Consider the following 25,229-nt stretch of genomic DNA (forward strand, 5'->3'; position numbering starts at 1 on the left):
CGCATTCCTGCCAATAGCCGGGGACAGCCACGCGCCCCCCGGTTCACCCCGGTCATGGGCTTGCAGGTTTTCGGTCGATCAGATGGAGAAGCTGGTGCCGCAGCCGCAGGAGGCGACCGCGTTCGGGTTCCTGATCTGGAAGGACTGGCCCATCAGATCGTCGACGAAGTCAATCACCGAGCCGCCCATATAGACCAGCGACAGGTCGTCGATCAGGACGGTCGCGCCGTCCTTCTCGATGGCGACATCGTCTTCGTTCGCACCTGCAACGAGGTCGAATTTGTAGGAAAAGCCGGAGCAACCGCCGCCTTCCACGGAGACGCGCAGAGCCGTTTTGCCGGGTTCGCCGGCCACGATCCTGGCGATCCGCTTTGCCGCGGCGTCGGTCATTTCGACCTTCATGGCAGTCTTGGCATCCGCGCCCATCGGCGTCACCTTGCTTTCGGTTTCACATGATAGGTATGAAGCAGGCGGGGCCAAGTCAACTGGTGGGTCAATGGAAGAGCAGCGGGGCAAGGATGCTCTCGGCGACATCGGGTTCGGCTACCGGCCGCGCGCCGTCTATGCGAGCGACCCGGCGCGTTCGCGCGGGCGCCTGTTCCCGGAGGCCGAAAGCCCGACGCGCACGCCCTTTCAGCGCGATCGCGACCGCATCATCCATTCCACCGCTTTCCGCCGGCTGAAGCACAAGACCCAGGTCTTCGTCGCGCATGAGGGCGACCATTACCGCACCCGGCTAACGCATTCGATCGAGGTGGCGCAGATCGCGCGTGCGCTGGCGCGGGCGCTGCGCGGCGACGAGGATCTCGCCGAGGCCGTGGCGCTGGTGCATGATTTCGGCCACACGCCGTTCGGGCATACAGGCGAGGACGCGCTCAACGAGAAGATGGCTGCCTGGGGCGGCTTCGATCACAATGCGCAGTCGCTGCGCGTGGTCACGCGGCTTGAGCGGCGCTATGCCGAATTCGACGGGCTGAACCTCACCTGGGAGACGCTGGAAGGGCTGGTCAAGCACAACGGTCCATTGACCGACGCGAGCGGGAAGGGGCTCAAAGGTCCGGTACCGCAGGCGATCCGCGACTATTCCGAACTGCATGATCTCGAGCTCGACCGTTTCGCCGGCATCGAGGCGCAGTGCGCCGCGATCGCCGACGATATCGCTTACAACACCCACGACATAGACGATGGCCTGCGCGCCGGTCTGCTGACGCTGGACATGCTGGGAGGCGTCGGGCTGCCGGGCTCGATCCTGAAGGGCGTGCGCGCCAAATACCCCCAGCTTGACGATGTCCGCACCGGCCACGAGTTGATGCGCCGGCAGATCACCTTGATGGTCGAGGATGTCATCGCATCGACCACCGCCAATATCGAACGCCTGAAGCCGGACAGCGCCGATGCGGTGCGGATGGCGGGCGAGACCCTGGTGACATTTTCGCCAGGCATGGCGGCGGCCGAGAAGGAACTGAAGGCCTTTCTCTACAAGCATCTTTACCGGCACGCCGAGGTGATGCGCGTGCGCTCCGAAGCCGAGCGCATCGTGCGCGAGCTGTTCGACGTCTATTTCGCCGATCCGCGCGCCATGCCCGACGGCTGGCGCGAGGGGCTCGATCGGGCCGAGGATCGCATCAAGGCGCGCAGCGTTGCCGACTTCCTGGCAGGCATGACCGACACCTATGCGCTGAAGGAACATCGGCGTCTGTTTGACCATACGCCGGATTTGAGCTAGGGCGAGCCTCGATTTTGCCGGCCGTTGGGCCGGTCGCCTCTTAAAGCCCAGAGCATATCCAATGAATATCTTCGCCGATTTCAACGCGCGGATCGTAAAGGCCGTCGAAGCCCTTGACCTGAAGGACAAGGACGGGGCGGCGCTCGACCTGTCGCGTATCGCAGTCGAGCCGCCGCGCGACGCCAGCCATGGCGATCTCGCAACCAATGCAGCGATGGTGCTGGCCAAGCCAACTGGACAGAACCCGCGCGCGCTTGCCGAGAAACTTGCCGGAGCGCTGCGGGGCGACGCCGATATTGCCTCGGCCGATATCGCCGGGCCAGGCTTCGTCAACCTCAGGCTCAAGAATGCGTTCTGGCACGCGCATCTGGGGGCGCTGCTTGGCGAGGGGCGCAATTACGGCCGCTCGACCATCGGCGGCGGCCGAAAGGCCAATGTCGAATATGTCTCGGCCAACCCGACCGGCCCGATGCATGTCGGCCATTGCCGCGGCGCCGTGGTCGGCGACACTTTGGCCAATCTGATGGCCTTCGCCGGCTACGACGTGACCAAGGAATATGTAATCAACGACGCCGGCTCGCAGATCGATGTGCTCGGCCGTTCGGCGCTGCTGCGCTATCGGCAGGCGCTTGGCGAGGACATCGGCGAGATCCCGTCTGGTCTTTATCCGGGCGACTATCTTGTCCCGGTGGGCCGGGCGCTGGCCGAGGAATTCGGCCTCGGCCTGCTGGAGGTTCCCGAAGACGAAGCGCTGGCGATCGTCAAGGACCGCACCGTCGATGCGATGATGGCGATGATCCGCGAGGATCTGGCGCTGCTTAATGTGCACCATGACGTGTTCTTCTCAGAGCGCACGCTGCATGCCGACAACGCCAGGAAGATCCGGGCTGCGATCGCCGACCTGACGCTGAAAGGGCATATCTACAAGGGCACGCTGCCGCCGCCGAAGGGTGAGAAGCCTGACGACTGGGAAGACCGCGAGCAGACTTTGTTCCGCTCAACCGCGGTCGGCGACGACATGGACCGGGCGCTGGTCAAGTCGGACGGCTCGTTCACCTATTTCGCCGCCGACGTCGCCTATCTCAAGGACAAGGTCGAGCGCGGCTTCGTCGATCTCATCTACGTGCTTGGCGCCGACCACGGTGGCTATGTGAAGCGGCTCGAGGCGCTGGCGCGGGCGGTGGCCGGCGACACCGTCAAGCTGACGGTGCTCCTTTGCCAGCTGGTCAAACTCTTCCGCGACGGCGAGCCGGTCCGGATGTCGAAGCGGTCCGGCGATTTCGTCACCTTGCGCGATGTCGTGGAGGAGGTCGGCCGCGACCCGATCCGCTTCATGATGCTTTACCGCAAGAACGACGCGCCGCTCGATTTCGACTTTGCCAAGGTGACGGAGCAGTCGAAGGACAATCCGGTGTTCTATGTCCAGTACGCTTCGGCGCGCTGCCATTCGGTTTTCCGGCAGGCGAGCGAACAGCTTGGCGAGGCGAATTTCGACCGCAACCGGCTCACGGCCTCGGTGGCGGCGCTGACCGACGAGGGCGAAATCGCGCTGATCCGGAAGCTGGCTGAATATCCGCGGCTGATCGAATCCGCGGCGCTTTCGCTCGAGCCGCACCGGCTTGCATTCTACCTCTATGACCTGGCTTCAGGCTTCCATGCACAGTGGAATCGTGGCCACGACAACCAGGACTTACGTTTTGTTAAGGTTAACGACCGAGAATCAACTTATGCCAGACTAGGGCTGGTGCAGGCTGTTTCGGATGTCTTGACCTCCGGCCTGACGCTGATCGGGGCTGACGCGCCTACCGAAATGCGTTAGGTTTAACTAAAAAACCTGTCACCTTTTGCCCACATTGCGCTGGTAAGGGCCAACCCTGCGCGACGTCCATGGCGTCCGACTGTGTGCGAGTTCGGGAACAATAATGGCAGACAGAACCCCGCTGAAAGCAGCCGACCACAACAATATCGCCGACGATGATCCGTTCGCGGAGCTGACCCGGATCATGGGTTTCGATCCGCGCCAGCCGGTCAGGCAGCCGGCCCCCGCGGCCGAGAAAGCCATGCCGGCTAACCAGGCTCCTGCTGCGGACGACTTCGACATCGACCTCGAGAAGGAGTTGATGGGCGAGTTCGATTCCGTCGAGGAAAGCGAGCCGGTCGCGCAGCAGGCTGTCGTGCATCAGATCAGGCAGGAACCGGCTTTTGAGCCTGCCGGCGTCGCCGCGAATGCCGACGAGCTGACGGCATCCTTCGAGCAGGATTTCGTCTTCGACGACGCGGCCGACCACGCCGACTTTGCCGTGGCGCCCGCACCGGAGCCGCAGTTCGCTCCAGAGCCGCGCGTCGCGGCTCAGCCGGAAGTCGCGCCAGAGGCGCATCTCGCATCCGAGCGTTTCGCACCGGAGCCGCAAGCGGTTCCCGAGCCGGAAGTCGCTTTCGACGATGATTTCGACAAGGCCGTCGCCAGTTCGCTCGATATCTCGCCGGTCGAAGATGAGCTTCCGATCGATCATGAAATGGCGGCTTCGCTGGACCAGGATTTCCGGCTCGACCATCACGAGCCGGCGGACGCCCGTCAGGATGCCGTCGAAGCCATGCAGGCCGCGAGCGAGGAGGCGTTCGACGCCGATTTCGATAGCGCGGTCCAGATATCGCTCGAAGACGAGCTGTCGTTTGAAAGCCATGAGCCCGAGCAGCATGCGCAGGCCGTCGAGCCGGTCGAAGTTCATGCAGCCGCTCCGCTGATTTCCGAGGATGATTTCGCCGGTCATTTCGACCAGGCGCTGAGCGATGACATCAATCTCGGCCAGGATCAGGGCCTTCAGGAGCCGGAGCTGTCGCTCGGCGACGAGCCTGCGCCGGTGGAAGAGGCGGAGGCCGCCCACTTTGCCGCTGAGCCGGAACCCGTCGCGCCCGGACCTTCCGCCGCGCTGACCCTCGATGACGATTTCGAGCTGAGCTTCCGCGACGCGCTGAACGAAGAGCCGCAAGCTCCGGCCGTCGAGCCCGCCGCCGTATTGCAGCCGGCCGCGCCGGCCCCGGTCGTTGCCGCTCCGGTCCCGCCAGTCGCCGCTGCTCCGGTTGCGGCAGTGGAGCCGGCAAAGCCGGCCGCCAGCGAGCGTAGCCTGGAGGACGAGCTCAACGCGTTGCTCGGCGCCATGACCGCGCGGCCGATGCCCACGGTCAAGGAGCCTGCTCCCGCGCCACGGCTGGTTGCCGAACCCGAGAGCCACGCCGGTGGGCACGCGGCCGCCGACGATCTCGACTGGGATATCGACGAGCACCAGCCGGCGCAGGACGGGCAGGATGCTCAGCCGGTCGAGAGCGATCTGGACGACCTGCTCGCCAGCGAGCTCGACCGCCAGGATTTTGCGCCCTCGGCCAGGGCCGAACCCTCCGGGACCGAGTCTTCTGCGGCCGAACAGGGCATTGATTTCGACGACGACGCGTTCGGCGCCGCTTTCGCCAAGAGTATCGAGGCCGAGCAGGCGGCCGCCAGGGCGAAGTCTCCGGCAAATTCGTCCGATTGGATACATCCGACGCCGGTCGAGCAGACAAGGTCGTGGAGCCGTTCGACCCCGACCGCCGCTCCGCCTGTGCAAGCCTCGTTTGCGGCACAGCCGGCCCCCGCGGCGCCGGTGCAGATGGCAGCGCCTTCAGTGCCGCTGCAGATGACCGCGCCTGCTTATCGCAACGAGCCGGCACCGGATTATTCCACCTATGCCAAGCCGGCGCAGGCCCCGATGGACGCGCCGCAGCCCAGCCAGCACGACGAGGTGCCGGACGTCGAGACGGTCGATGTGCCGGAGCGCGTGGTCGCGCTCGCCGACGATCTCGACATTCCGGAGCTCAGCTTCGAAGAGGATCAGCCGGCGGCCGCCGCTTATGACGATCTGGACGCGGAATTCGCGAGCCTGCTTACCGACATGAACGCGACGGAGATCGCATCGGCGCCCGTGCAGAACCGCGGCTATGACGACGAAACCTACGGCGCCGGCTTCAACGGCTATGACCGTCGCGACCTGCGGGCCGAGGCTCAGGCGGCTCCGGCCGCTCCGGCTTCCTTCGCGGCCGCCAATGATTACGACGCCGACGATCTGCCCGGCAGCCGGCCGGTGCAGCAGCAGGACGAGTTCGCCGCCGATGAGCTCGACTATGATCCTGAGCTCGAAGAGTCGATGGCGATCCCCGGGCTTGGCGAACGCGAAGCGGCGCAGCCAAGCCGTCGCGGCATGATGATCGCGGCCCTGGTCGGCGCCGTGGTGGTTCTCGGCGGCCTCGGCGCGCTGGCCTTCTCCTTCGGCGGCAAGGGCGGCAGCGAGGCTCCGGTTATCGTCAAGGCCGACAATTCGCCGATCAAGGTGAAGCCCGAAAATCCAGGTGGCGCGGTGGTGCCGAACCAGGACAACAAGGTTTATGACGCGGTCGCCAAGGGCGGCGGCGCGGCCAAGCCCGCCGAGCCGGTGCAGCAGAAGCTGGTGAACACCACCGAGCAGCCTGTGGACCTGGCCTCGAAGGAACCGCCGCCGAGCCGCGTGGTCGATCTTTCGCCCAACGACAACGACGCCGCGGCCGGCACTGACGCTGCTGGCAGTTCGAACACGGCATTGCCCGGCGTCGAGCAGGCGGCTGCACCCGAAAGCGTCCAGCCGGCCGCGCCGGCAAGCACGCAGCCGGCGGCACCGGCGCCGAAGTCCGAAGACCGCATCGCCCAGGTGCTGCAGCAGGATGAGGCCAACACCGCCAACAACAACGATGTCGTCGCTGTCGCGCCGCGCAAGGTGAAGACCATGATGGTCAAGCCTGACGGCTCGCTGGTGCCGCGCGAGGATCCGGCTCCGGCCGCGCCGAAGGTCGCGGCGGCCGAGCCGAGCGATCCGGCACCGCAGCATGTCGCGCCGGCCTCCGACGGTCAGCAGACGGGAACCGTTGCTTCCGACACGGACCAGGCCAATACGGGCCAAGCCAATGCGGGCCAAGCCAATGCGAGCCAGGCCGATGCGGCGACCGTCAAGCCCGCGAAGCCCACGAAGAAGGCTGAAGCCAAGGCGCAGTCGACCAACACCCCGGCGGTGGTGCCGGTGGCGCCGGCGCGCCCGTCCGACCAGCCGGTCGATATCGTCGGTGAGGTCAAGCCGGACCAGGTCGCTTCCATCGATCCGGCGGCGGCCGCCGGCGGCGGCTCGTGGTCAATGCAGATCGCCTCGCAGCCGACGGTCGAAAGCGCGCAGTCGACGTATCAGGATCTGCAGCGCCGCTATGGCAGCGTGCTCTCCGGCCGTACCGCCAACATCGTCAAGGCCGAGGTCGCGGGCAAGGGCACCTTCTACCGCGTCCGTGTCCCGGCGCAGTCGCGCAACGATGCGATCAATCTTTGCACGAGCTACAAGGCGGCCGGCGGCAACTGCTTCGTATCGCGCTGATAGATTTCAGCTTCCAAAGCCGGCGCCGCCGCAAGGCCGCGCCGGCTTTTCGTTGTGGACGGTTGTGGGCTTTGGCCAGTCCGAGGGCAGGGGTGATTCCCTTTGCTCGCTCAAAGTCTTAAGCTTCCGTGCATGAGCGAATCAAAATCCATGATCCTCGGCTGCGCCGGGAAATCCCTCACCGAAGACGAGCTCCGCTTCTATCGGGACGAACGTCCCTGGGGTTTCATCCTGTTTGCGCGCAACATCGGCGAGGCCGGGCAGATCCGCGACCTCGTCGCCGCGATGCGCGACTGCGTCGGTCGCCCGGAAGCCCCGGTCTTCATCGATCAGGAAGGCGGCAGGGTGCAGCGTCTGCGTCCGCCGCTGGCGCCGAATTATCCGGCCGGGGGTGCGCTTGGCGCGTTGTGGCGCGATGATCGCGAGGCCGGCCGCCGCGCGGCCTGGCTGCTGGCGCGGCTGCATGCCTTCGATCTTTCCCGCCTAGGCATCACCGCCGACTGCCTGCCGGTGCTCGACGTGCCGGTGGAAGGCGCCAGCGACGTTATCGGCGCGCGCGCCTATGGCAAGGAGCCCAATGCCGTGATCGAGCTTGGCCGGGCCTCGGCCGAGGGGTTGATGGCCGGCGGCGTGCTGCCGGTGATGAAGCATATTCCCGGCCACGGCCGCGCCTTTGCCGACACGCATTTCGCGCTGCCGACCGTCGATACGTCGCTCGATGCGTTGCGCCGGCATGATTTCGCCCCGTTCAAGGCGCTTAACCAGTTGCCGATGGCGATGACGGCGCATGTCGTCTACAGCGCCGTCGACCCGGACAATCCGGCGACGACGTCCGCCAAGGTCGTCGATCAGGTGATCCGCGGCGAGATCGGCTTCGACGGGCTGCTGATGAGCGACGACACGTCGATGAAGGCACTTTCTGGGGATTTCCCGACAAAGGCGGCCTCGATCCTTGCGGCCGGCTGCGATCTCGTCCTTCACTGCAACGGCGTTTTCGAGGAAATGTCGGGGATCGCGTCGCGCACGACGGCGCTGTCTGGCAGGTCCTTGCAGCGCGCGGAGCGGGCGCTGACCTATATAAAGGATCGCGACGTCGCCGACGAAACGGCGATACGCGCGGAATTTGCCACCTATTTCGAAGCGGTGGCCTGAACCGAAGGGACGAAAGGCGAGTGGCGGAGACATTGGAAGGCAAGGCCGCGAAGGCCGCACCGATGGACCGTCTGTGGGCCGAGAACGACGATTCACGCCTTACCGGCGACCCGTCGCTGGTCGTCGACGTGGCCGGCTTCGAAGGCCCGCTCGATCTTCTCTTGCATCTTGCCCGCAACCAGAAGGTCGATCTGGCGCGCATTTCCATCCTGGCTTTGGCCGAGCAGTACCTGGCCTTCATCGAAAAGGTGCGGGCGCTGAGGCTCGAGCTTGCCGCCGATTATCTGGTGATGGCGGCATGGCTCGCCTTCCTGAAGTCGAAGCTCCTGATCCCGAAACAGCCGGGCGAGGAGGGCGAAAGCGGCGAGGAACTGGCGGCGGTGCTGCAATTCCGGCTGAAGCGGCTGGAAGCCATGCGCGACGCCGCGGCGCGGCTGGTCAACCGCAACCGCCTCGGTCGCGACGTCTTCGCGCGCGGCATGCCGGAAATGGTGATCGTCGAGAAGCGCAACCGCTTTTCGGCCTCGCTCTACGATCTGCTCACCGCCTACGCGCAACAGCGCCAGCGGCAGGCGATCAACAATGTGACGATCGCCCGGCGCGCGGTGTGGTCGCTGAAGGATGCGCGCGAGGTGCTGGCGCGGCTGGTCGGCTCGATCGGCGACTGGACGGCGCTCGACAGTTTCCTGATCGAATATCTGGCCGCGCCGGAAGAGAAGCGCACGGCCATGGCCAGTTCCTTCGCGGCGACGCTCGAAATGGTGCGCGAGGGCAAATTGGAAGTGCGGCAGGATCAGGTGTTCGCGCCGATCTATCTGCGCAGCCGCGCGCAAGGTGCAAGGGCAGTCGAGGTGGTATCATGAGCGAACGCGCCAACGCTTCGGTCATCCCGTTCAGGGTCGAGGATGAGCCGGAAGACGAAATGGCCGAGCAGGGTTCGATCGAGAATCCCGCCGAGCGGCTGCAATTGTCGGAAGCCGTGCGCATGGCCGAGGCGATCGTTTTCGCCAGCGCCGAGCCGGTCAGCGAAAAGCAGCTTGCCGCGCGTCTGCCTGAAGGCGTCAACATCGCCGCCGCGATGGCCGATCTGCAGCAGATCTATGCCAAGCGCGGCGTCAATCTGGTGCGGGTCGGCGATGCCTGGGCCTTCCGCACCGCCGGCGATCTGGCTTTCCTGATGAGCCGGGACTCCGTCCAGCAACGGAAGCTCTCGCGCGCGGCGCTCGAAGTGCTGGCGATCATTGCCTATCACCAGCCGGTCACGCGTGCCGAGATCGAGGACATCCGGGGCGTGGAGACCTCCAAGGGCACGCTCGACACGCTGCTCGAAACGGAATGGGTCAGAATGCGCGGCCGCCGCCGCACACCTGGGCGGCCGGTGACCTATGGCACCACCGATGCCTTCCTGGACCATTTCGCGCTGGAGGAGATCCGCGATCTGCCCGGCATGGAAGAGCTGAAGGGCGCTGGCCTGCTCTCGACGCGCATGCCGGCCAATTTCTCGATGCCGGTGCCGCCGGCCGATCCCGACGCGCTGACCGAGGACGAGGATGAATTGACCGATATCGATCTCGAGGAGCTCGGGCTGCTGACGCCGCGCGTCACGGAAGAGTGACCGCGCAACCGGCACGAATGGTCTATTAGCAAGGCCTGCGCGGATTCGTAGCAAGGTGCTCACGGCGAAAGTGCGTGACATCCGCTAGCCATTTTATCAACTTCATTGCGGTTGTGTTTGAATCCCCGAGCGAAAACGCATAGATCATCGCCGAGGGAAAACATTCGAGAGAGATCGTTATGGGTTCGTTTTCGATTTGGCACTGGATGATCGTGCTGGTCATCGTGCTTCTGGTGTTCGGCCGCGGCAAGATCCCCGAGCTGATGGGCGACATGGCCAAGGGCATCAAGAGCTTCAAGAAGGGCATGGCTGACGACGACGTTGACGACAAGCGGACCGTCGAGCACCGCGCCGACGAGACTGTTTCGCCGGGCAAGGAAAAGGTCAGCAAGAGCTGACCCGATTGTTGGTTTGAGCATGCCGTTGTCCCAAAACCGCTTCGCATGTGCGGGCGGCATGCACTCGTCGGAATAGATTGCCATGTTCGAAGTCGGTTGGAGCGAACTGCTGGTGATCGCGGTCGTCATGATCGTGGTCGTCGGGCCTAAGGATTTGCCCAACATGCTGCGCACCTTCGGCCGTACCGCGGCGAAACTGCGCGCCATGGCCGGCGACTTCCAGAAGCAGTTCAACGAAGCGCTGAAGGAAGCCGAACTCGACGACGTCAAGAGCTCGATCGACAGCCTTCGCAGCCTCAATCCGATGAACGAGGTGCGCAAGCAGCTCAATCCGTTCGAGCAGGCCGCGGCCGATGTGCGCGCCGGCGTCGACACGATGATGAAGCCAAAGCCGGCCGCCGATCCGACGGCGCCGGCGGCAGAGACGCCGCAGGCGGCCGAGCCGTTGAAGAACGGCGCGACGGACATGCCAGGCGTCGGCACGACCGAGCCTGCTCCGGCTGCACCAATCTTTCCCGCCATGACGGACGCCTCCGTGACCGCCCCCGTTTCGGATGCGCCTGTGGCGGCAAAGCCGGCGAAAAAAGCGGCGACCACGAAGGTCAAGACGACCGGCGCAGCGGCGAAAACGGCAACGGCACCGAAGCCCGCAAAGGCGCCGGCCAAGGCCACGCCAGTGCCGGCCAAAGCCGCCGTGCCCGCGCCCAAGGCTGAGGCAAAGCCTGCCGCGGCCAAGAAGCCGGCCGCCAGGAAGACAGCTGACAGCAAGAAGACGGCGGGAGCCGCCAAGTGAGCGTATCGGACAAGGAGCGGGAAGAAATCGAGAAATCGTCGGCGCCGCTGATCGAGCATCTCATCGAGCTGCGCCGTCGCCTGATCTGGTCGCTGGGCGGCTTTTTCGTCGCCTTCCTCGTCTGCTTCTTCTTCGCCAAGCGCCTGTTCAACCTTCTGGTCATCCCGTTCAAATGGGCGACGCAATGGGCAGGCCTCGATCCGCACAAGGTCGAGCTGATCTATACCGCGCCGCAGGAGTTCTTCTTCACCCAGGTGAAGCTCGCCATGTTCGGCGGCATGGTCATCGCCTTCCCGCTGATCGCCACGCAGATCTACAAGTTCATCGCGCCAGGCCTTTACAAGAACGAGCGCAATGCCTTCCTGCCGTTCCTGATCGCGTCGCCCATCCTGTTCCTGATGGGCGCCTCGCTGGTCTATTTCTTCTTCACCCCGATGGTGATGTGGTTCTTCCTCGCCATGCAGCAAGCCGGCACCAACGACCAGGTGCAGATTTCCCTGCTGCCGAAGGTGTCGGAATATCTCAGCCTGATCATGACGCTGATCTTTTCCTTCGGCCTGGTGTTCCAGCTGCCGGTGGTGACCAGCCTCTTGACGCGTGTGGGCCTGCTGTCGTCGCAGGCGCTGGCCGAGAAGCGCAAATGGGCGATCGTGCTGTCCTTCGTCGTCGCCGCGGTACTGACGCCGCCCGATCCGATGAGCCAGTGCGGCCTCGCCATTCCGACCATCATCCTCTACGAGGTCGCCATCTGGTCTTCGCGCATGATCGAGCGCAGCCAGGCACGCGACCGCCTGGCGCGCGAGCAGGCGGAGTCGAACAGCTCGGTCGCTGGCGACAAGACACCGGACGCGCCGTCCACCTAACCGGCGGCGAGGCAGGGAAATCGAGGCGGCGCGCTTATCCGCCGTCTTGCATCGATGGCGGATGCGGTTTACGCCCTCGATCCTTAAAGCACGTCGCGCTGAAACGGATTCAAGCGACGAGCTTTAAGTCTTAGTTTTGATGCATGTCGTTGTCCCAGAACCGCGACACACTTCTGGGCGACATGCATTGCTTTGAGGATCGAGCATGCTTGACATCAAATGGATTCGCGACAACCCGAAGGCCCTTGTCGAGGCGCTGGTGAAGCGCTCGTGGTCGGCTGACGAGGCGCAGTCCACGGTCGATGATCTGATCGCCAAGGACGAGGCGCGGCGTTCGCATCTCAGCGAATTGCAGGTCAAGCAGGAGCGCCGCAATGCCGCCTCGAAAGAGATCGGCAACGCCATGCGCTCGGGCGATTCAGCACTTGCCGAAAAGCTCAAGGGTGAAGTCAGCGACATCAAGGCGTTCATCCAGAACGGCGAAGCGCGCGAGCGCGAGTTCGACAAGGCGCTGAACGACGCGCTTGCGGTGCTGCCCAACGTGCCGCTGGAGGACGTGCCGGTCGGCAAGGACGAGCACGACAATGTCGTCAAGCGCATCGTCGGCGAGGTGCCGACCCGCCCGAACTGGGTGAAGGAGCATTTCGAGATCGGCGAAGCACTCGGCATGATGGATTTCGAGCGGGCGGCGAAATTGTCCGGCGCGCGCTTCACCGTGCTGAAAAGCCAGCTGGCGCGCATGGAGCGCGCGCTCGGCCAGTTCATGCTCGACCTGCATACGACGGAGCATGGTTATGAGGAGGTCATTCCACCGCTGATGGTGCGCGACGAGGTGCTTTTCGGCACCAACCAGCTGCCGAAATTCGAGGAAGACCTGTTCTTCACGCGGCATGGCGACGGTCGGCTTGGTCTGATCCCGACGGCCGAAGTGCCGCTCACCAATCTCGTGCGCGAAGAGATCACCGCGCATGAAAAACTGCCGTTGCGTTACACGGCGCTGACGCCGTGCTTCCGCTCGGAAGCGGGCTCGGCCGGCCGCGACACGCGCGGCATGCTGCGCCAGCATCAGTTCTACAAGGTCGAGTTGGTCTCGATCACCGACCAGGAAAGCTCGATCGCCGAGCATGAGCGCATGACGCAATGCGCCGAGGAGGTGCTGAAGCGGCTCGGCCTGCCGTTCCGCACGATGACGCTCTGCACCGGCGACATGGGTTTCGGCGCGCGCAAGACCTACGACATCGAGGTGTGGCTGCCGGGGCAGAACGCCTATCGCGAAATCTCGTCCTGCTCGGTCTGCGGCGATTTCCAGGCCAGGCGCATGGATGCCCGCTACAAGGACAAGGACGGCAAGGGCAACCGCTTCGTCCACACGCTCAATGGTTCGGGCACCGCTGTCGGCCGCGCTCTCATTGCTGTCATTGAAAACTACCAGAATGAGGATGGCAGCGTAACGATTCCTGAAGTGCTGCGGCCTTACATGGGTGGTCTCGCCAAGATCGAAGCGAAATGACTTGATGCGCATTCTCCTGACCAACGACGACGGCATCCACGCCGAGGGGCTGGCGTCGCTCGAACGCATCGCCCGCACGCTGTCGGACGACGTCTGGGTGGTCGCGCCGGAGCAGGATCAGTCCGGCTATGCGCATTCGCTTTCTATCTCGGAGCCGCTCCGGCTGCGCAAGATCGGCGAGAAGCACTTTGCCGTGCGCGGCACGCCGACCGACTGCGTCATCATGGGCACGAAGAAAATCCTGCCCGGACCGCCGGACCTCATCCTGTCCGGCGTCAATTCCGGCGCCAACATCGCCGACGACGTCACCTATTCCGGCACCGTTGCGGGCGCCATGGAAGGCGCGCTGCTCGGCGTGCGCTCGATCGCGGTCAGCCAGGCCTATTCCTATGTCGGCGAGGACCGCGTGGTTCCTTATGAGACGACCGAGGCGCTGGCCCCGGCGCTGCTCAAGCGGCTGGTGGAAACGCCGCTGCCGGAGGGCGTGCTGCTCAACGTCAATTTCCCGAACTGCGCGCCGGACGAGGTGGAAGGTACCGTCGTCACCTCCCAGGGCAAGCTGGTTCATAGCCTCTGGGTCGACGAGCGGCGTGACGGGCGCGGCCTGCCTTACTACTGGCTGCGCTTCGGCCGCGAGCCGGTCGAAGGCAAGAAGGGCACGGACCTTCATGCGCTGCGCAACCGGCTGGTGTCGGTGACGCCGCTGCAGCTTGACCTCACCGCCCATGAACTCCGCGATCAACTGACCAAGGCGTTGTCATAAATAAGGTTTTGGCATGAACACGGCTATCGACGACCGCGAAGGGTTTGCCGCTTTCCTGCTCAGGCTGCGGGGCAGGGGCACGGCGCCCAAGGCGCTGGTCGCCGCGTTCGAGGCGACGCCGCGGCGTGGCTTCCTGTCGGCCCAGTTCCACGCGCTCGCCTGGTCGGATGGCATGCTGCCGATCGAATGCGGCGAAGCGATCGAGGGCGCCGATCTGCAGGCAGCCGTGATTGCAGCGCTCCACATTGAGCCGGGCAACCGCGTGCTCGAGATCGGCACCGGTTCGGGTTACACGGCCGCGGTCATGTCGCGGCTCGCGGCGCGGGTCATCACCATCGACCGCTACAAGACGCTCACCGAGCAGGCAAAGCAGCGCTTCGAGGCGCTTGCCATCAGCAACATCATCGTGCGCCAGGCCGATGGCTCCAACGGCCTGCCCAATGAGGGGCCGTTCGACCGCATCGTCGCCTGGGCGGCCTTCGACAGCCTGCCGCGCTTCCTGCTCGACCAATTGTCGAGCGGCGGCGTCGTCATCGCGCCGATCGGTCCGGAAGAGGGCGAGCAGGTCCTGGCCAAGCTCACCAAGGTCGGCAGCCGCTTCGAGCGCGAGGACATCGGCATGGTCAGGTTGCAGCCGATCCTGCGCAGCGTCGCGGCGGTGATTTAGGGACGAGCTGATATTCAGGTGAGCCCGGCCTATCGAAAGGCGGTCTCCTGCGCTTCCGGTGCTCACGTATTGTTAGCACGCTCCGCTCCGGTTCTCGGACACCGCCATTCTCGACTCGGGCTGACCTGAATCTCGGCCCGTCCATGCGGTCCGAAATGTTTTAAGAAAATTTTCGTCGGATTCTAAGGGGTTAACCCGGCAGTAACATTAACGCGCTTTAATCAGGGCCAGTTTGTACCGGGTCTGTGCGGGTTAGTGCGATGCAATTCAATCACTTGAAAGCAAACAGACGCAATCTGGCGCGCGGTTGCGCTGTCCTGATGATTGCCGGCGCGGCGGCCGGGTGCAGTTCCCAGTCGATGCGCTTCAACGGTGTCGATGACGTATTCACGTCATCCACCAACAATCAGCGCGCCATCATCAACAAGCAGAATGTCGACCAGCCCTATCCGGGCGACACGGTCGCGCCTGCGCCGGTCGATGGCACGCACACCCAGTCGGTGAGCCGCTCCAGCCTCGAGCCGGTCACGACCCAGCAATTGCCGCCGCCCTCGGCGCCGGCTTCGGCAAAGCCGATGCGTAGCGCTTCGGCTCCTGCCCTCGCGCCGGCTCCGGCGCTTGCTCCCGCGCCGCATCTCGACAGGACGGCCACCGGTACCGTCGCGCCGGCCGCAAAGCCCTTCAAGACGGCCGAGCCCGATGCGGTCCGCAACGCAAGTGCTGCGCCGCATGCGACCGAGATCGTCGTCCGGGACGGCGAGACGCTTTCGGGCCTGGCGGCGCACTACCACGTACCGGCCGATGCCATCGCCAAGGTCAACGGGATCGATCCGAAGAAGGGCATCCGGTCCGGCCAGAAGATCGTCATCCCCGCTTATGCCTATTCGAGCAAGGCGGAGCCGAAGGTCGCCGAAGGCAAGCCGACGGACACGCCAAAGCAGCCTGCTCCTGAAAAGGTCGCGGTGCTGCCGCAGCAGCCCAAGGTCAAGGACGGCAAGTCGGCCGCCCAAGTCGACACGTCTGCAGCGGCCACGGGTTCCAAGAATCCCAAGCCCGCGCCGCAGGTCGCCGAGGCGAAGCCTGCCGGCGCCGGAGGTACCTATACTGTCCAGCAGGGCGACTCGCTGTCGTCGATCGCCAGGAAGACCGGCGTCAGCGTCGTGGCGCTGAAGCAGGCCAATGGCATGCAGGCCGGGCTGCTCAAGATCGGCCAGACGCTCAAGGTTCCGGCCGGCGGCACCGTCGTGGCGGCTGCCAAGCCGGCGGCCACCAAGCCCGCGGTCGATCCGGTGATGACGGCAACGACGCCGCCTGCGACCAAGACCACCGAGACGCTCGCCTCCTACACGCCGCCGAAGAAGGATGCCAAGGTCATCCAGCAGGCCGAGGACGACAATGCGGAGGCGCCCGATGCGACCGGCATCGGCAAGATGCGCTGGCCGGTGCGCGGCCGCGTGATCTCCAGCTTCGGCTCCGGCAAGGACGGCGTCGACATTGCGGTACCGGAAGGAACGCCGATCAAGGCGGCCGAGAACGGCGTCGTCATCTATGCCGGCGACGGCCTCAAGGAGTTCGGCAACACCGTGCTGGTGCGGCATGAGAACGGCCTGGTCACCGTCTACGGCCATGCAAGCTCGATCGAGGTGCAGCGCGGCCAGAAGGTCAAGCGCGGCCAGGAGATCGCGCTGTCCGGCATGAGCGGCACCACCGACTCGCCCAAGCTGCACTTCGAAGTGCGCAAGAACTCGGCGCCGGTCGATCCGTCCGGCTATCTCGAATAGAACAAGAACAATTGCGGGCCGCCTGACCTCCAGTCCGGCCCGCCGTCTTCAGCCCGCTCCGCGAGGAGCGGGCTTTTTCAGTTGCGCGGGATACAGGGCTCAAAGATGATCGCGGAGCGTGTCGGCGATCATCTCCTCGAGGCTGCTGGCCTTCACGCCCAGAAGCGTCTCCGCGTCGGAGGAATCGACCAGCAAGGGGGTCTCGAAGAGATACCTCATCTCGATAAGCTCCTGCATGCCCAGCGCTTCCATCTCGGGGATGGAGTAGGAGTGCGTCTCGGCAACCTCGCGGCCGAGCATCGCCGCAGTTTTGCGGATGAGCTCGTTGGGTGATGCGTGTTGCGAGGGAACGTGAAACGCCCGTCCCCATTCGCCCGAGTAGCGGGAGGCCTCGACGAGCGTCCTGGCGACGTCCTTGGTGAAGGTCCAGGCATGAGTGGCGTCGAGGTCGCCGATGAAGGCGACAGGCTTGTCCTCGATGATGGAAGGCAGGGCGATCAACGAGAAGTAGCTGATCGCGCCGTGCCCGAGATAATCGCTGGACCGTATCTCGATCGCCGGCACGCTGGCGCGGGCCGCGCGCTGCCACATGATCGTCCTGGCGGTTCCCTTCTTCGAATTCGGGTCCAGCGGCATGTCGGAGCGAAGCGGGTCGTCGCCATTCTTGCCGTAACCATAGAGGTTTCCGAGCACGATGAGCTTGGCGCCGACTGCTTCCGCGGCGCGTACGGTGCCGTCGATTATGGGGAAAAAGTCGGTTGGCCAGCGATGATATGTGGCCATGGCACACATGAACACGGCATCGGCGCCTCGGCAGACACGCGACAGCGCCGAGGCGTCCGTGGCGTCGGCCTGTATCGAGCGCACATTGCGCAACGCGTTCGAACCGACGCTTCGGCTGGTCAGGATGACATCGTGGCCCTCTTCGCCAAGAAGGCGAGCCGTCTCGCGCCCAACCGGGCCTGCGCCGACAACAACATACGAACTCATGGCAACCTCTCTTCCATGTTTGAAGGAGAGGCGGGAGTACAGGGTTGCGGCGTTGAAAATCGCGCGGGAATTGCCAAATCTTGAACAGGTTTCGCCATGAATCGAGAGAGCATGCTTCCGCAATTCGCTCTGGCCCCGTCCGACGTCACGATGGTTTCCCGGCATGTCGGGGCAGGCGTCCATCGCCTGCCCCGGGCGCCGCACCATCGCATCATGGTGCATGCGAGCGCGGCGACGCGCTCCTACTGCAATCAGGCCGAGCGATATTTCGTCAGGCGCGCCGGCGACATCGACCTGGTGCCGGCCGGCGAGGAGGGCGGCTTCGAGGCCGAAACGCCGTTCGAGACGATGGAGATCGTCTTGCCGCCGGCCTTGATGGAAAGGGTCGCCGCGGAACTTGGCGGCAAGGCGCGGACATCGCGGCTCGACACCCGCCATCTGCTTCGTGACCAGCGCATCGAGCATCTCGCTCGAGCGCTGCAGAGCGATCTCGCGGCAGGCGCACCAAGTGGCTCTTTGTTTGCCGACAGCATTGGCGCTGCGCTTGCGGTGAGGCTGCTTGGCCTCGATGGCCCAGACATAATTCGCGTGAACCGGCTTTCGGACGCTCAGCTCAAGCGTGTGCTGGAGCACATCGAGGCCGCTCTCCATGAGCCGCTTTCGATCGATCGCCTGAGCCGGGTTGCCGGTGCGAGCAGCTCGCATTTGCGCACATGGTTCAAGGCGGCGATGGGCGTCACCTTGCATCGGTATGTGTTGCGCCGTCGCGTGGAAAGAGCATGTGTCCTGCTGCGACGCGGCGATCTCAGCACGAGCGAGGTCGCGGCGTTGACCGGCTTCGCGCACCAGTCACATCTGGCGTATTGGATGCGCCGCGAGATCGGCCAGACGCCGCGCGACTTGCGACGGGCGCAGCCGCCCAAGTGACATTCAATCCTTCAGCGGCTTGCCGAGCCGGCCGGCGAGGTCCTGCGTGAACTGCCAAGCGACGCGGCCGGAACGGCTGCCGCGCGTCGTCGCCCATTCCAGCGCTTCGGCTCGCAATTGCTCGGGTTCGATGACCAGGTCGTGATAGCGGAGATAGCCGTCGATCATGTCGAGATATTCGTCCTGCGAGCATTTGTGGAAGCCGAGCCAAAGGCCGAAACGGTCGGAGAGCGAGACCTTTTCCTCGACCGCTTCCGAAGGGTTGATGGCGGTCGAGCGCTCATTGTCGATCATGTCGCGCGGCAGCAGGTGACGCCGGTTGGACGTGGCGTAGAAGATGACGTTGGCCGGCCGGCCCTCGACACCGCCTTCGAGCGCCGCCTTCAGCGACTTGTAGGAGGTGTCGTCATGGTCGAAGGAGAGGTCGTCGCAAAACAGGATGAAGCGATAGGGAGCCGCCTTCAGCAGACCCATCAGCTTGGGCAGCGTGTCGATGTCCTCGCGGTGAATCTCGATCAGCTTCAGCGGCTTGTCGAGCTTATCCGAAGCGTTCACGGTGGCATGCACGGCCTTGACCAGGGACGACTTGCCCATGCCGCGCGCGCCCCACAACAGCACATTGTTGGCCGCATAGCCGGACGCGAAGCGCTCGGTGTTGTCGAGCAGGATGTCGCGCACGCGGTCGACACCGCGGATCAGGCCGATGTCGACGCGGTTGACCTTGCGCACGGGCTCCAGAAAACCGGGATCCGCCTGCCAGACGAAGCAGTCCGCCACGCCGAGATCGGTCTCCGGCACCGGCGGCCGGGCAAGGCGGGAAACCGCCTCGATCAGGCGGTCGAGCTTTTTGTTCAAGGCGTCCAGGCTGTCGGTCATTTTGGGTCTTTTTGTTGAGGTCTTTCAGCGCGTGGGAGCAGCTTCCATGACATCGCTGCAAGAACCACGCCCAAGCTTTTGTTGGAGCATGATCTTTCGGTGGCCTCGAAGCCGCTTCCGCTGCGACGCTCTAGCACGCCGCAACCGGCTGGAAAAGCAACGGATTGGGCTCGCAGCGCAGTTGCATTGGCAAGTTTACCGACTATATTCCGGCCAAATTTTCGCGGGGCGGCCGCGGCGGAATTTCACCATCCAGGAGTTTCTTGATGTTCGTTACACCGGCATACGCCCAGGGCGTCGGCGCTTCGCCAGACATGTTCATCTCGATTTTGCCGTTTGTCCTGATTTTCGTGATCATGTATTTTCTGATCATCCGGCCGCAGCGCGCGCAGCTGAAGAAGCGCCAGGAAATGCTTTCGGCGGTGCGCCGCGGCGATACGGTGGTGACCGGCGGCGGCTTCGTCGGCAAGGTGACCAAGGTGATCGACGACAATGAACTGGAGATCGACCTTGGCGGCGGAACCAAGGTGACGGCGCTGCGTTCGACGATCTCGGACGTGCGTGTCAAGGGCGAGCCGGTGGCGAACCAGAACGCCAAGAAGTAGGCGAAATCCCGGCGGCGATGGCCGCGGGCAGGGCTCCGACGAACGGCAACATATGGTCCATCTTTCGCGCCTGAAGATCGTTTTGATCGGGCTTGCCCTGGTCTCGATGGTCTTCGGCGCGCCGGCTGTTTTTGCATCGGTGCCGGGCGCACATGTTCTGCTTCACCTGGATACGGACCAGGTAAGAAGCCGCCGGCTGGAAGCAATGCGGGATCAGATCAGGACGCTGCTTCGCGACGCCGAACCGAGGATCAACTATAACGGCCTTGTTGTATCCGGCCCTACGGTTCAGGTGCGCATCAGCGATGCCGCGCAGGTTGAGGCCGCCATGGTGGCGCTCAAGGCGGTTATCGATCCCATTGCCGGCAAGGAAGGTCCGGTCCAGGAGTTTGCGCTCGACGACAGCGAGCCTGGCTTGCTGAAGTTCACCATGACCGATGCCGGCGCAAAATATCGGACCTCTGCGGCGCTCGCTCAGTCGATCGAGGTCATCAAAAATCGCCTCAACGAACTTGGCGTGGCCGATGCCGCGGTCCAGTTGACGGATGACGGCATACTGGTTCAAGCGCCAAGCGTTGCGGATCTGCACGGCCTGGCGCAGACCCTTGCGCGGCAGGGCCGGCTGAGCTTCCAACTGGTCGATACTTCGATGCTTGTGGACGACGCAGTCAATGGCCGGGTGCCTGCCGGTTCAACGGTGCTTTACACGCACGACGATCCACCAGTTCCCTATCTGGTCGAAGACCGGGTGCTTGTCTCGGGCGACAGCGTGCTGGACGCGGAAGCGACACACGACAGTTCGACAGAACAGTTTGTCGTCGCATTCCGGCTCGATTCCAAAGGTACGCAACGTTTCAAGTGGGCGACCACGCGGAATATCGGCAAGCCGTTTGCGGTGATTCTGGACGATCAGGTGATTTCCGCGCCTATCATCCGGGAACCGATCGAGCATGGCACCGTGCAGATATCGGGCAATTTTACGGCCGCGAGCGCCAAGGAATTCGCCGTGTTGTTGCGCACCGGCGCGCTGCCGGCGAGATTGACAATCGTCGAGGAAGCGCGATAGGGCCGGCCGTGGTCGGAATGATAACCATAGCTGACAACCTCGCCGATGGCGGAACGCTGCCGCTTGTACGCCTGAACGGATAAGAACGAATGCTTTATTTCTCGCGCCTGAAGATGATCCTGATCTGGCTCGCCGTGGCCGTCACAGTGATCCTTGCCGCGCCCAATCTCTTCCCGGCAAGCATGCTGGCGCAATTGCCGAGCTGGGTGCCGAAGCGGCAGATGACGCTCGGCCTCGACCTTCAGGGCGGTTCGCACATCCTGCTCCAGATGGACCAGAACGATCTGATCAAGGATCAACTGGAGACGACGCGCGACGAGATCAGGACGCTGCTGCGCGACGCCAAGATTCAATATACCGGCCTTGGCGGCACGGGCCGCACCGTGCAGGTGCGTATCAACGATCCGAGCCAGGTCGACGCCGCAAAGAATGCATTGAAGCCGATAACCAACCCGGTCACGGCCGGGCTCTTTAGCGGTGGTTCCGTCCAGTCGATGACGCTCGATGATTCCGAGCCCGGGTTGCTGAAGTTCACTGTCACGGATGCGGGTATCAAGTACCGCACATCGACGGCGTTATCACAAGCGATCGAGGTGGTGGAGCGGCGCGTCAACGCGCTCGGCACCACGGAACCGATCGTGCAGCGGCAGGGTGACGATCGCATTCTGGTTCAGGTGCCCGGACTGCAAAATCCGCAAAGGCTCAAGGATATCATCGGCCAGACCGCCAAGCTGACCTTCCAGATGGTCGATACGTCGGTGCCGGTCCAGGACGCGATGAAAAATCGACCGCCGCCCGGCGACTCCGTTCTTTACTCGCAGGATGATCCTCCCGTTCCTTATCTGGTCGAAAACCGCGTCATCGTGTCGGGCGAAGACCTGTCGAACGCGACGCCAACCTATAACTCGCAGACCAACGAGCCGGTCGTTTCGTTCACCTTCAATTCCCGCGGGGCGACGCGGTTCGGCCAGGCGACCCAGCAGAATGTCGGCAAACCTTTTGCGATCGTGCTGGACAATCAAGTCATCTCCGCGCCGGTCATCCGTGAACCTATCCTTGGCGGCACGGGGCAGATTTCGGGCAACTTCACGGCAGAGAGCGCCAACGACCTCGCCGTCCTGCTGCGCGCCGGCGCCTTGCCGGCGAAATTGACCATCATCGAAGAGCGCACAGTCGGCCCGGGCCTCGGCCAGGACTCGATCCATGCCGGCAAGGTGGCCGGTTTGATCGGCTCGGTCCTCGTCGTCGCCTTCATGTTCGTCGCCTACGGCTTCCTTGGCTTCCTCGCCAACATCGCGCTGGCTGTCCACGTGGCGATGATCGTGGGCGCGCTATCGCTGCTCGGCGCCACGCTGACGTTGCCGGGTATCGCCGGTATCGTGCTCACCATCGGCATGGCAGTGGACTCCAACGTCCTGATCTATGAGCGCATCCGCGAGGAGCGACGAAACGGCCGCTCAGTCATTCAGGCGATCGACACCGGCTTCTCCAAGGCCCTGGCGACCATCGTCGATTCCAACGTTACATCGCTGATCGCGACCGTCGTGCTGTTTTTCCTCGGCACCGGTCCGGTCAAAGGCTTTGCTGTCACCTATGCGATCGGCATTCTGACCACGGTGTTCACCGCCTTCACCTTCACCCGCATGCTGGTTGCGATCTGGCTGCGCCGCGCTCGCCCGAAGGAATTGCCGCGTGCGCCGGTCACCTTCATTCCGCCGGGCACGAAAATCCCGTTCATGGGCATCCGCCGCTGGACCTTCGCTCTGTCCAGCCTGTTGTCGGTGCTTTCGGTCGTCGGCTTCCTGACCATCGATATCAATTACGGCATCGACTTCAAGGGCGGCTCGATGATCGAGGTGCAGGCGAAGCAGGGCAACGCCGACCTCGGCGACATCCGCAACCGGTTGTCCGAGCTCAACATCGGTGAGATCCAGGTGCAGCAGTTCGGCGCGCCGAACGACGTGCTGATCCGCGTCGGCACGCAGGATGCCGGCGAGAATGCCGAGCAGACCGTCATCGACAAGGTGCGGGGCGAGCTGCAGGACCAGTATGATTTCCGTCGCGTTGAAGTGGTCGGCCCGACGGTATCGGGCGAGCTCGCCAAGCAGGGCACGATCGCCATGCTGATCGCGCTGGTCGGCATCCTGCTCTATGTGTGGTTCCGCTTCGAATGGCAGTTCGCGGTCGGCGCCATCGTCGCCACGGTGCACGATGTGGTGATGACGATCGGCTTCTTCGTCCTGACTGGGCTGGAGTTCAACCAGTCGTCGCTGGCTGCGATCCTGACCATCATAGGCTACTCACTGAACGACACCATCGTCGTCTATGACCGCGTCCGCGAGGATCTCAGAAAATACAAGAAGATGCCGCTGCCGCAGCTCCTGAACAACGCCATCAACGAGACGCTGTCGAGAACCACGCTCACCTCGGTGACGACGTCGCTCGCGCTGCTGGCGCTGGTGCTGTTCGGCGGTGAGGTCATTCGCTCCTTCACGCTGGCGATGCTGTTCGGCGTCGTGTTCGGCACCTATTCGTCGATCTTCATCGCCGCGCCGCTGCTGATCCTGTTCCGGTTGCGGCCGCAAGCCGCTGCCGAAGAGGAGAAGAAGCCGGTGAACGGCAAGGCCCTGACGACCTGACGCTGCCGGATCAGGAGGACGTTCCGTTGAACCGTCCTCCTGATCTAACCTTTTGTTGGAGCATGATCTTTTCCGAAAACCGGCTCCCAATTTCCGGGATCATGCTCTAGAGCCGGATGAGTTACGCTCTAGATCCATGGCCAAAGGCATCATCATCCGCGAGGCGCATTTCCCCGGCAAGGCGGCGATCGAGGCCTATGGCAATGGCGGCTTCCGCTTCGCGGACATGTCGCATCGCGGATCGCTGCTTGTCCTGCCGTCGGGCATCCATGGCTGGGAACCTGCCGATCCGCTGGCGCTGAAGGCCTCGGACTTCGACAAACTGCTCGCCGAAGCCGACCGAGTGGAGATACTGCTGGTCGGCATGGGCAAGGATTTGCGGCCGCTGCCGGCGGCGCTGCGCGCCGCGCTCAAGGAGGCCGGCATCTCCGCCGACCCGATGTCGACGGGCGCGGCGGTGCGGACCTACAATGTTCTGCTCGCCGAAGACCGCGCCGTCGCCGCCGCGCTGATCGCCGTCGACTGAATGGCCGACACGCCCGACATCGTCGACAATGGCGACATCGTCATGGACGCGGTGCGCGCCGCCGACCATGACCGCTATTTATCGGCGCTCTACGCGCCGGCCGACAAGCGCGGCGCGCTGCTTGCGCTCTACGCCTTCAATGCCGAGATCGCCGGCGTGCGCGATCGCATCCACGAGCCGCTGCCGGGCGAGGTCAGGCTGCAATGGTGGCGCGACGTCATCGCAGCCGACGGGGATGCCGGGACAGGCCACCCGACCGCCGATGCGTTGCGCGCGACGATCGCCGCTCACCACCTTCCGAAGGCTGCTTTCGAGAACATGCTCGAAGCGCGGATCTTCGATCTCTATGACGATCCAATGCCGTCGCGGACCGACCTCGAGGGCTATTGCGGCGAAACGGCCGCAGCGCTGATCCAGCTTGCGGCCTTGATGCTCGATCCGGTGGCGGCGCCAGGCTTTGCCGAACTGGCCGGCCGGGCCGGTTGCGCGCAGGCCATCACTGGCCTGCTGCTTTTGCTGCCGCTGCACCGTCGGCGCGGCCAGTGCTTCGTGCCCGCAGAAATCCTTGCGGCAGCCGGCACGACGCCGGAAGAGTTCATCAAGGGCGAGGGCGGGGCTGCCGCCGAGCGCGCGGTTGTGGCGATGATCGCGCTGGCGCGGGAGCATCTCAACGCGTTCGAGAAAGGTGCGGCGGCGCTTCCCGTTTCGTTGCGGCCGGCCTTCCTGCCGTTGGCGCTGACCCGCGCCTATCTCGACAAGATGGAGGCCGCTGGCAGGTCGCCACTCAACGCCACGGCGACGCTTTCCATCCTGCGCCGGCACTGGCTGCTCCTGCGTCACGCGATGCGGGGTTGGAGGCCCCTTTGACGTAAACGTCAATCGTGCTAGGGGTTCTGTCGCGTGGACCCG

General features: G+C 64.2%; 22 protein-coding genes. 19 read left to right on the top strand and 3 right to left on the bottom strand.

The genetic code is table 11. The features are described from left to right. Window positions 1–78 precede the first annotated feature (78 nt). Window positions 79–426, bottom strand: a complete 348-nt coding sequence (erpA, locus tag EN852_RS07930; protein ID WP_127863543.1) for an iron-sulfur cluster insertion protein ErpA — start codon at window positions 424–426, stop codon at window positions 79–81. A 70-nt stretch (window positions 427–496) separates the two neighbouring features. On the opposite strand from erpA, the gene EN852_RS07935 reads away from it, so the two are divergent. From EN852_RS07935 to EN852_RS07995, 13 genes are all read left to right on the top strand, one after another. After that, on the top strand, window positions 497–1,726 hold the full coding sequence (locus EN852_RS07935; protein ID WP_127863544.1) for a deoxyguanosinetriphosphate triphosphohydrolase: 1,230 nt from the start codon (window positions 497–499) through the stop codon (window positions 1,724–1,726). A 61-nt stretch (window positions 1,727–1,787) separates the two neighbouring features. Next, window positions 1,788–3,545 (top strand): arginine--tRNA ligase, encoded by a 1,758-nt coding sequence (argS, locus tag EN852_RS07940; RefSeq protein WP_127874115.1) that lies wholly within the window; start codon window positions 1,788–1,790, stop codon window positions 3,543–3,545. 103 nt (window positions 3,546–3,648) lie between these two features. Next, window positions 3,649–7,149 (top strand): SPOR domain-containing protein, encoded by a 3,501-nt coding sequence (locus tag EN852_RS07945; protein WP_127874114.1) that lies wholly within the window; start codon window positions 3,649–3,651, stop codon window positions 7,147–7,149. A 132-nt stretch (window positions 7,150–7,281) separates the two neighbouring features. Continuing rightward, on the top strand, window positions 7,282–8,301 hold the full coding sequence (gene nagZ, locus EN852_RS07950) for a beta-N-acetylhexosaminidase (RefSeq protein WP_127874113.1): 1,020 nt from the start codon (window positions 7,282–7,284) through the stop codon (window positions 8,299–8,301). A 62-nt stretch (window positions 8,302–8,363) separates the two neighbouring features. Further along, a complete protein-coding gene (locus EN852_RS07955; protein WP_127864020.1) occupies window positions 8,364–9,164 on the top strand; it encodes a ScpA family protein in 801 nt (266 codons plus the stop codon). Continuing rightward, on the top strand, window positions 9,161–9,916 hold the full coding sequence (gene scpB / locus EN852_RS07960) for an SMC-Scp complex subunit ScpB (protein WP_127863548.1): 756 nt from the start codon (window positions 9,161–9,163) through the stop codon (window positions 9,914–9,916). The genes EN852_RS07955 and scpB overlap by 4 nt, the downstream gene beginning before the upstream one ends. Window positions 9,917–10,095: 179 nt before the next feature. Next, on the top strand, window positions 10,096–10,314 hold the full coding sequence (locus EN852_RS07965; RefSeq protein ID WP_095815328.1) for a twin-arginine translocase TatA/TatE family subunit: 219 nt from the start codon (window positions 10,096–10,098) through the stop codon (window positions 10,312–10,314). Between the two features lie 82 nt (window positions 10,315–10,396). Next, window positions 10,397–11,107, top strand: a complete 711-nt coding sequence (tatB, locus tag EN852_RS07970; RefSeq protein WP_127874112.1) for a Sec-independent protein translocase protein TatB — start codon at window positions 10,397–10,399, stop codon at window positions 11,105–11,107. Beyond that, a complete protein-coding gene (gene tatC / locus EN852_RS07975) occupies window positions 11,104–11,970 on the top strand; it encodes a twin-arginine translocase subunit TatC (protein ID WP_127874111.1) in 867 nt (288 codons plus the stop codon). Before tatB ends, tatC begins: the two co-directional genes overlap by 4 nt. Before the next feature lie 205 nt (window positions 11,971–12,175). Continuing rightward, window positions 12,176–13,480: a serine--tRNA ligase gene (gene serS / locus EN852_RS07980; RefSeq protein ID WP_127874110.1), complete on the top strand. Its 1,305-nt coding sequence runs from the start codon at window positions 12,176–12,178 to the stop codon at window positions 13,478–13,480. Window positions 13,481–13,484: 4 nt separating this feature from the next. Beyond that, window positions 13,485–14,243, top strand: coding sequence for a 5'/3'-nucleotidase SurE (surE, locus tag EN852_RS07985; protein WP_127874109.1), 759 nt, complete (start codon window positions 13,485–13,487; stop codon window positions 14,241–14,243). Window positions 14,244–14,256: 13 nt separating this feature from the next. Further along, window positions 14,257–14,910, top strand: a complete 654-nt coding sequence (locus EN852_RS07990) for a protein-L-isoaspartate(D-aspartate) O-methyltransferase (protein WP_127874108.1) — start codon at window positions 14,257–14,259, stop codon at window positions 14,908–14,910. Window positions 14,911–15,170: 260 nt separating this feature from the next. Further along, complete coding sequence (locus EN852_RS07995) at window positions 15,171–16,691, top strand: LysM peptidoglycan-binding domain-containing M23 family metallopeptidase (protein ID WP_127874107.1); 1,521 nt, start codon at window positions 15,171–15,173, stop codon at window positions 16,689–16,691. Between the two features lie 99 nt (window positions 16,692–16,790). Here the strand turns inward: EN852_RS07995 and EN852_RS08000 are convergent, their stop codons facing one another. Beyond that, entirely contained in the window at window positions 16,791–17,681 is an 891-nt protein-coding gene (locus tag EN852_RS08000) for an NAD-dependent epimerase/dehydratase family protein (protein ID WP_127874106.1), read from the bottom strand. A gap of 111 nt (window positions 17,682–17,792) precedes the next feature. On the opposite strand from EN852_RS08000, the gene EN852_RS08005 reads away from it, so the two are divergent. Next, window positions 17,793–18,608, top strand: a complete 816-nt coding sequence (locus tag EN852_RS08005; protein WP_127874105.1) for an AraC family transcriptional regulator — start codon at window positions 17,793–17,795, stop codon at window positions 18,606–18,608. 3 nt (window positions 18,609–18,611) lie between these two features. On the opposite strand, the gene EN852_RS08010 is transcribed toward EN852_RS08005, so the two are convergent. Continuing rightward, window positions 18,612–19,484 carry an ATP-binding protein gene (locus EN852_RS08010; RefSeq protein ID WP_127874104.1) on the bottom strand — a complete coding sequence of 291 codons (873 nt, stop codon included), beginning with the start codon at window positions 19,482–19,484 and terminating at the stop codon, window positions 18,612–18,614. Between the two features lie 266 nt (window positions 19,485–19,750). On the opposite strand from EN852_RS08010, the gene yajC reads away from it, so the two are divergent. The 5 genes from yajC to EN852_RS08035 all read left to right on the top strand — a co-directional run bounded on the left by yajC (window position 19,751) and on the right by EN852_RS08035 (window position 25,187). After that, window positions 19,751–20,089 carry a preprotein translocase subunit YajC gene (yajC, locus tag EN852_RS08015; protein WP_041004168.1) on the top strand — a complete coding sequence of 113 codons (339 nt, stop codon included), beginning with the start codon at window positions 19,751–19,753 and terminating at the stop codon, window positions 20,087–20,089. A 52-nt stretch (window positions 20,090–20,141) separates the two neighbouring features. Continuing rightward, window positions 20,142–21,155, top strand: a complete 1,014-nt coding sequence (locus EN852_RS08020; protein ID WP_127863558.1) for a hypothetical protein — start codon at window positions 20,142–20,144, stop codon at window positions 21,153–21,155. Between the two features lie 89 nt (window positions 21,156–21,244). Beyond that, window positions 21,245–23,794: a protein translocase subunit SecDF gene (gene secDF, locus EN852_RS08025; RefSeq protein ID WP_127863559.1), complete on the top strand. Its 2,550-nt coding sequence runs from the start codon at window positions 21,245–21,247 to the stop codon at window positions 23,792–23,794. 136 nt (window positions 23,795–23,930) lie between these two features. After that, the gene (locus EN852_RS08030; RefSeq protein ID WP_095815316.1) at window positions 23,931–24,320 is read left to right on the top strand and encodes an Mth938-like domain-containing protein; all 390 of its coding nucleotides are present in this window, start codon (window positions 23,931–23,933) and stop codon (window positions 24,318–24,320) included. A gap of 18 nt (window positions 24,321–24,338) precedes the next feature. Further along, a complete protein-coding gene (locus EN852_RS08035; protein WP_246694218.1) occupies window positions 24,339–25,187 on the top strand; it encodes a phytoene/squalene synthase family protein in 849 nt (282 codons plus the stop codon). Window positions 25,188–25,229: the final 42 nt, after the last annotated feature.

This window comes from Mesorhizobium sp. M2E.F.Ca.ET.209.01.1.1 (genome assembly GCF_004010375.2).
Classification (GTDB): Bacteria; Pseudomonadota; Alphaproteobacteria; order Rhizobiales; family Rhizobiaceae; genus Mesorhizobium.

Coding starts and splice junctions, on each gene's coding strand:
- erpA (WP_127863543.1), bottom strand. CDS start 426: ATGGGCGCGGATGCCAAGACTGCCATGAAGGTCGAAATGACCGACGCC.
- EN852_RS07935 (WP_127863544.1), top strand. CDS start 497: ATGGAAGAGCAGCGGGGCAAGGATGCTCTCGGCGACATCGGGTTCGGC.
- argS (WP_127874115.1), top strand. CDS start 1,788: ATGAATATCTTCGCCGATTTCAACGCGCGGATCGTAAAGGCCGTCGAA.
- EN852_RS07945 (WP_127874114.1), top strand. CDS start 3,649: ATGGCAGACAGAACCCCGCTGAAAGCAGCCGACCACAACAATATCGCC.
- nagZ (WP_127874113.1), top strand. CDS start 7,282: ATGAGCGAATCAAAATCCATGATCCTCGGCTGCGCCGGGAAATCCCTC.
- EN852_RS07955 (WP_127864020.1), top strand. CDS start 8,364: ATGGACCGTCTGTGGGCCGAGAACGACGATTCACGCCTTACCGGCGAC.
- scpB (WP_127863548.1), top strand. CDS start 9,161: ATGAGCGAACGCGCCAACGCTTCGGTCATCCCGTTCAGGGTCGAGGAT.
- EN852_RS07965 (WP_095815328.1), top strand. CDS start 10,096: ATGGGTTCGTTTTCGATTTGGCACTGGATGATCGTGCTGGTCATCGTG.
- tatB (WP_127874112.1), top strand. CDS start 10,397: ATGTTCGAAGTCGGTTGGAGCGAACTGCTGGTGATCGCGGTCGTCATG.
- serS (WP_127874110.1), top strand. CDS start 12,176: ATGCTTGACATCAAATGGATTCGCGACAACCCGAAGGCCCTTGTCGAG.
- surE (WP_127874109.1), top strand. CDS start 13,485: ATGCGCATTCTCCTGACCAACGACGACGGCATCCACGCCGAGGGGCTG.
- EN852_RS07990 (WP_127874108.1), top strand. CDS start 14,257: ATGAACACGGCTATCGACGACCGCGAAGGGTTTGCCGCTTTCCTGCTC.
- EN852_RS07995 (WP_127874107.1), top strand. CDS start 15,171: ATGCAATTCAATCACTTGAAAGCAAACAGACGCAATCTGGCGCGCGGT.
- EN852_RS08000 (WP_127874106.1), bottom strand. CDS start 17,681: ATGAGTTCGTATGTTGTTGTCGGCGCAGGCCCGGTTGGGCGCGAGACG.
- EN852_RS08005 (WP_127874105.1), top strand. CDS start 17,793: ATGCTTCCGCAATTCGCTCTGGCCCCGTCCGACGTCACGATGGTTTCC.
- EN852_RS08010 (WP_127874104.1), bottom strand. CDS start 19,484: ATGACCGACAGCCTGGACGCCTTGAACAAAAAGCTCGACCGCCTGATC.
- yajC (WP_041004168.1), top strand. CDS start 19,751: ATGTTCGTTACACCGGCATACGCCCAGGGCGTCGGCGCTTCGCCAGAC.
- EN852_RS08020 (WP_127863558.1), top strand. CDS start 20,142: ATGGTCCATCTTTCGCGCCTGAAGATCGTTTTGATCGGGCTTGCCCTG.
- secDF (WP_127863559.1), top strand. CDS start 21,245: ATGCTTTATTTCTCGCGCCTGAAGATGATCCTGATCTGGCTCGCCGTG.
- EN852_RS08030 (WP_095815316.1), top strand. CDS start 23,931: ATGGCCAAAGGCATCATCATCCGCGAGGCGCATTTCCCCGGCAAGGCG.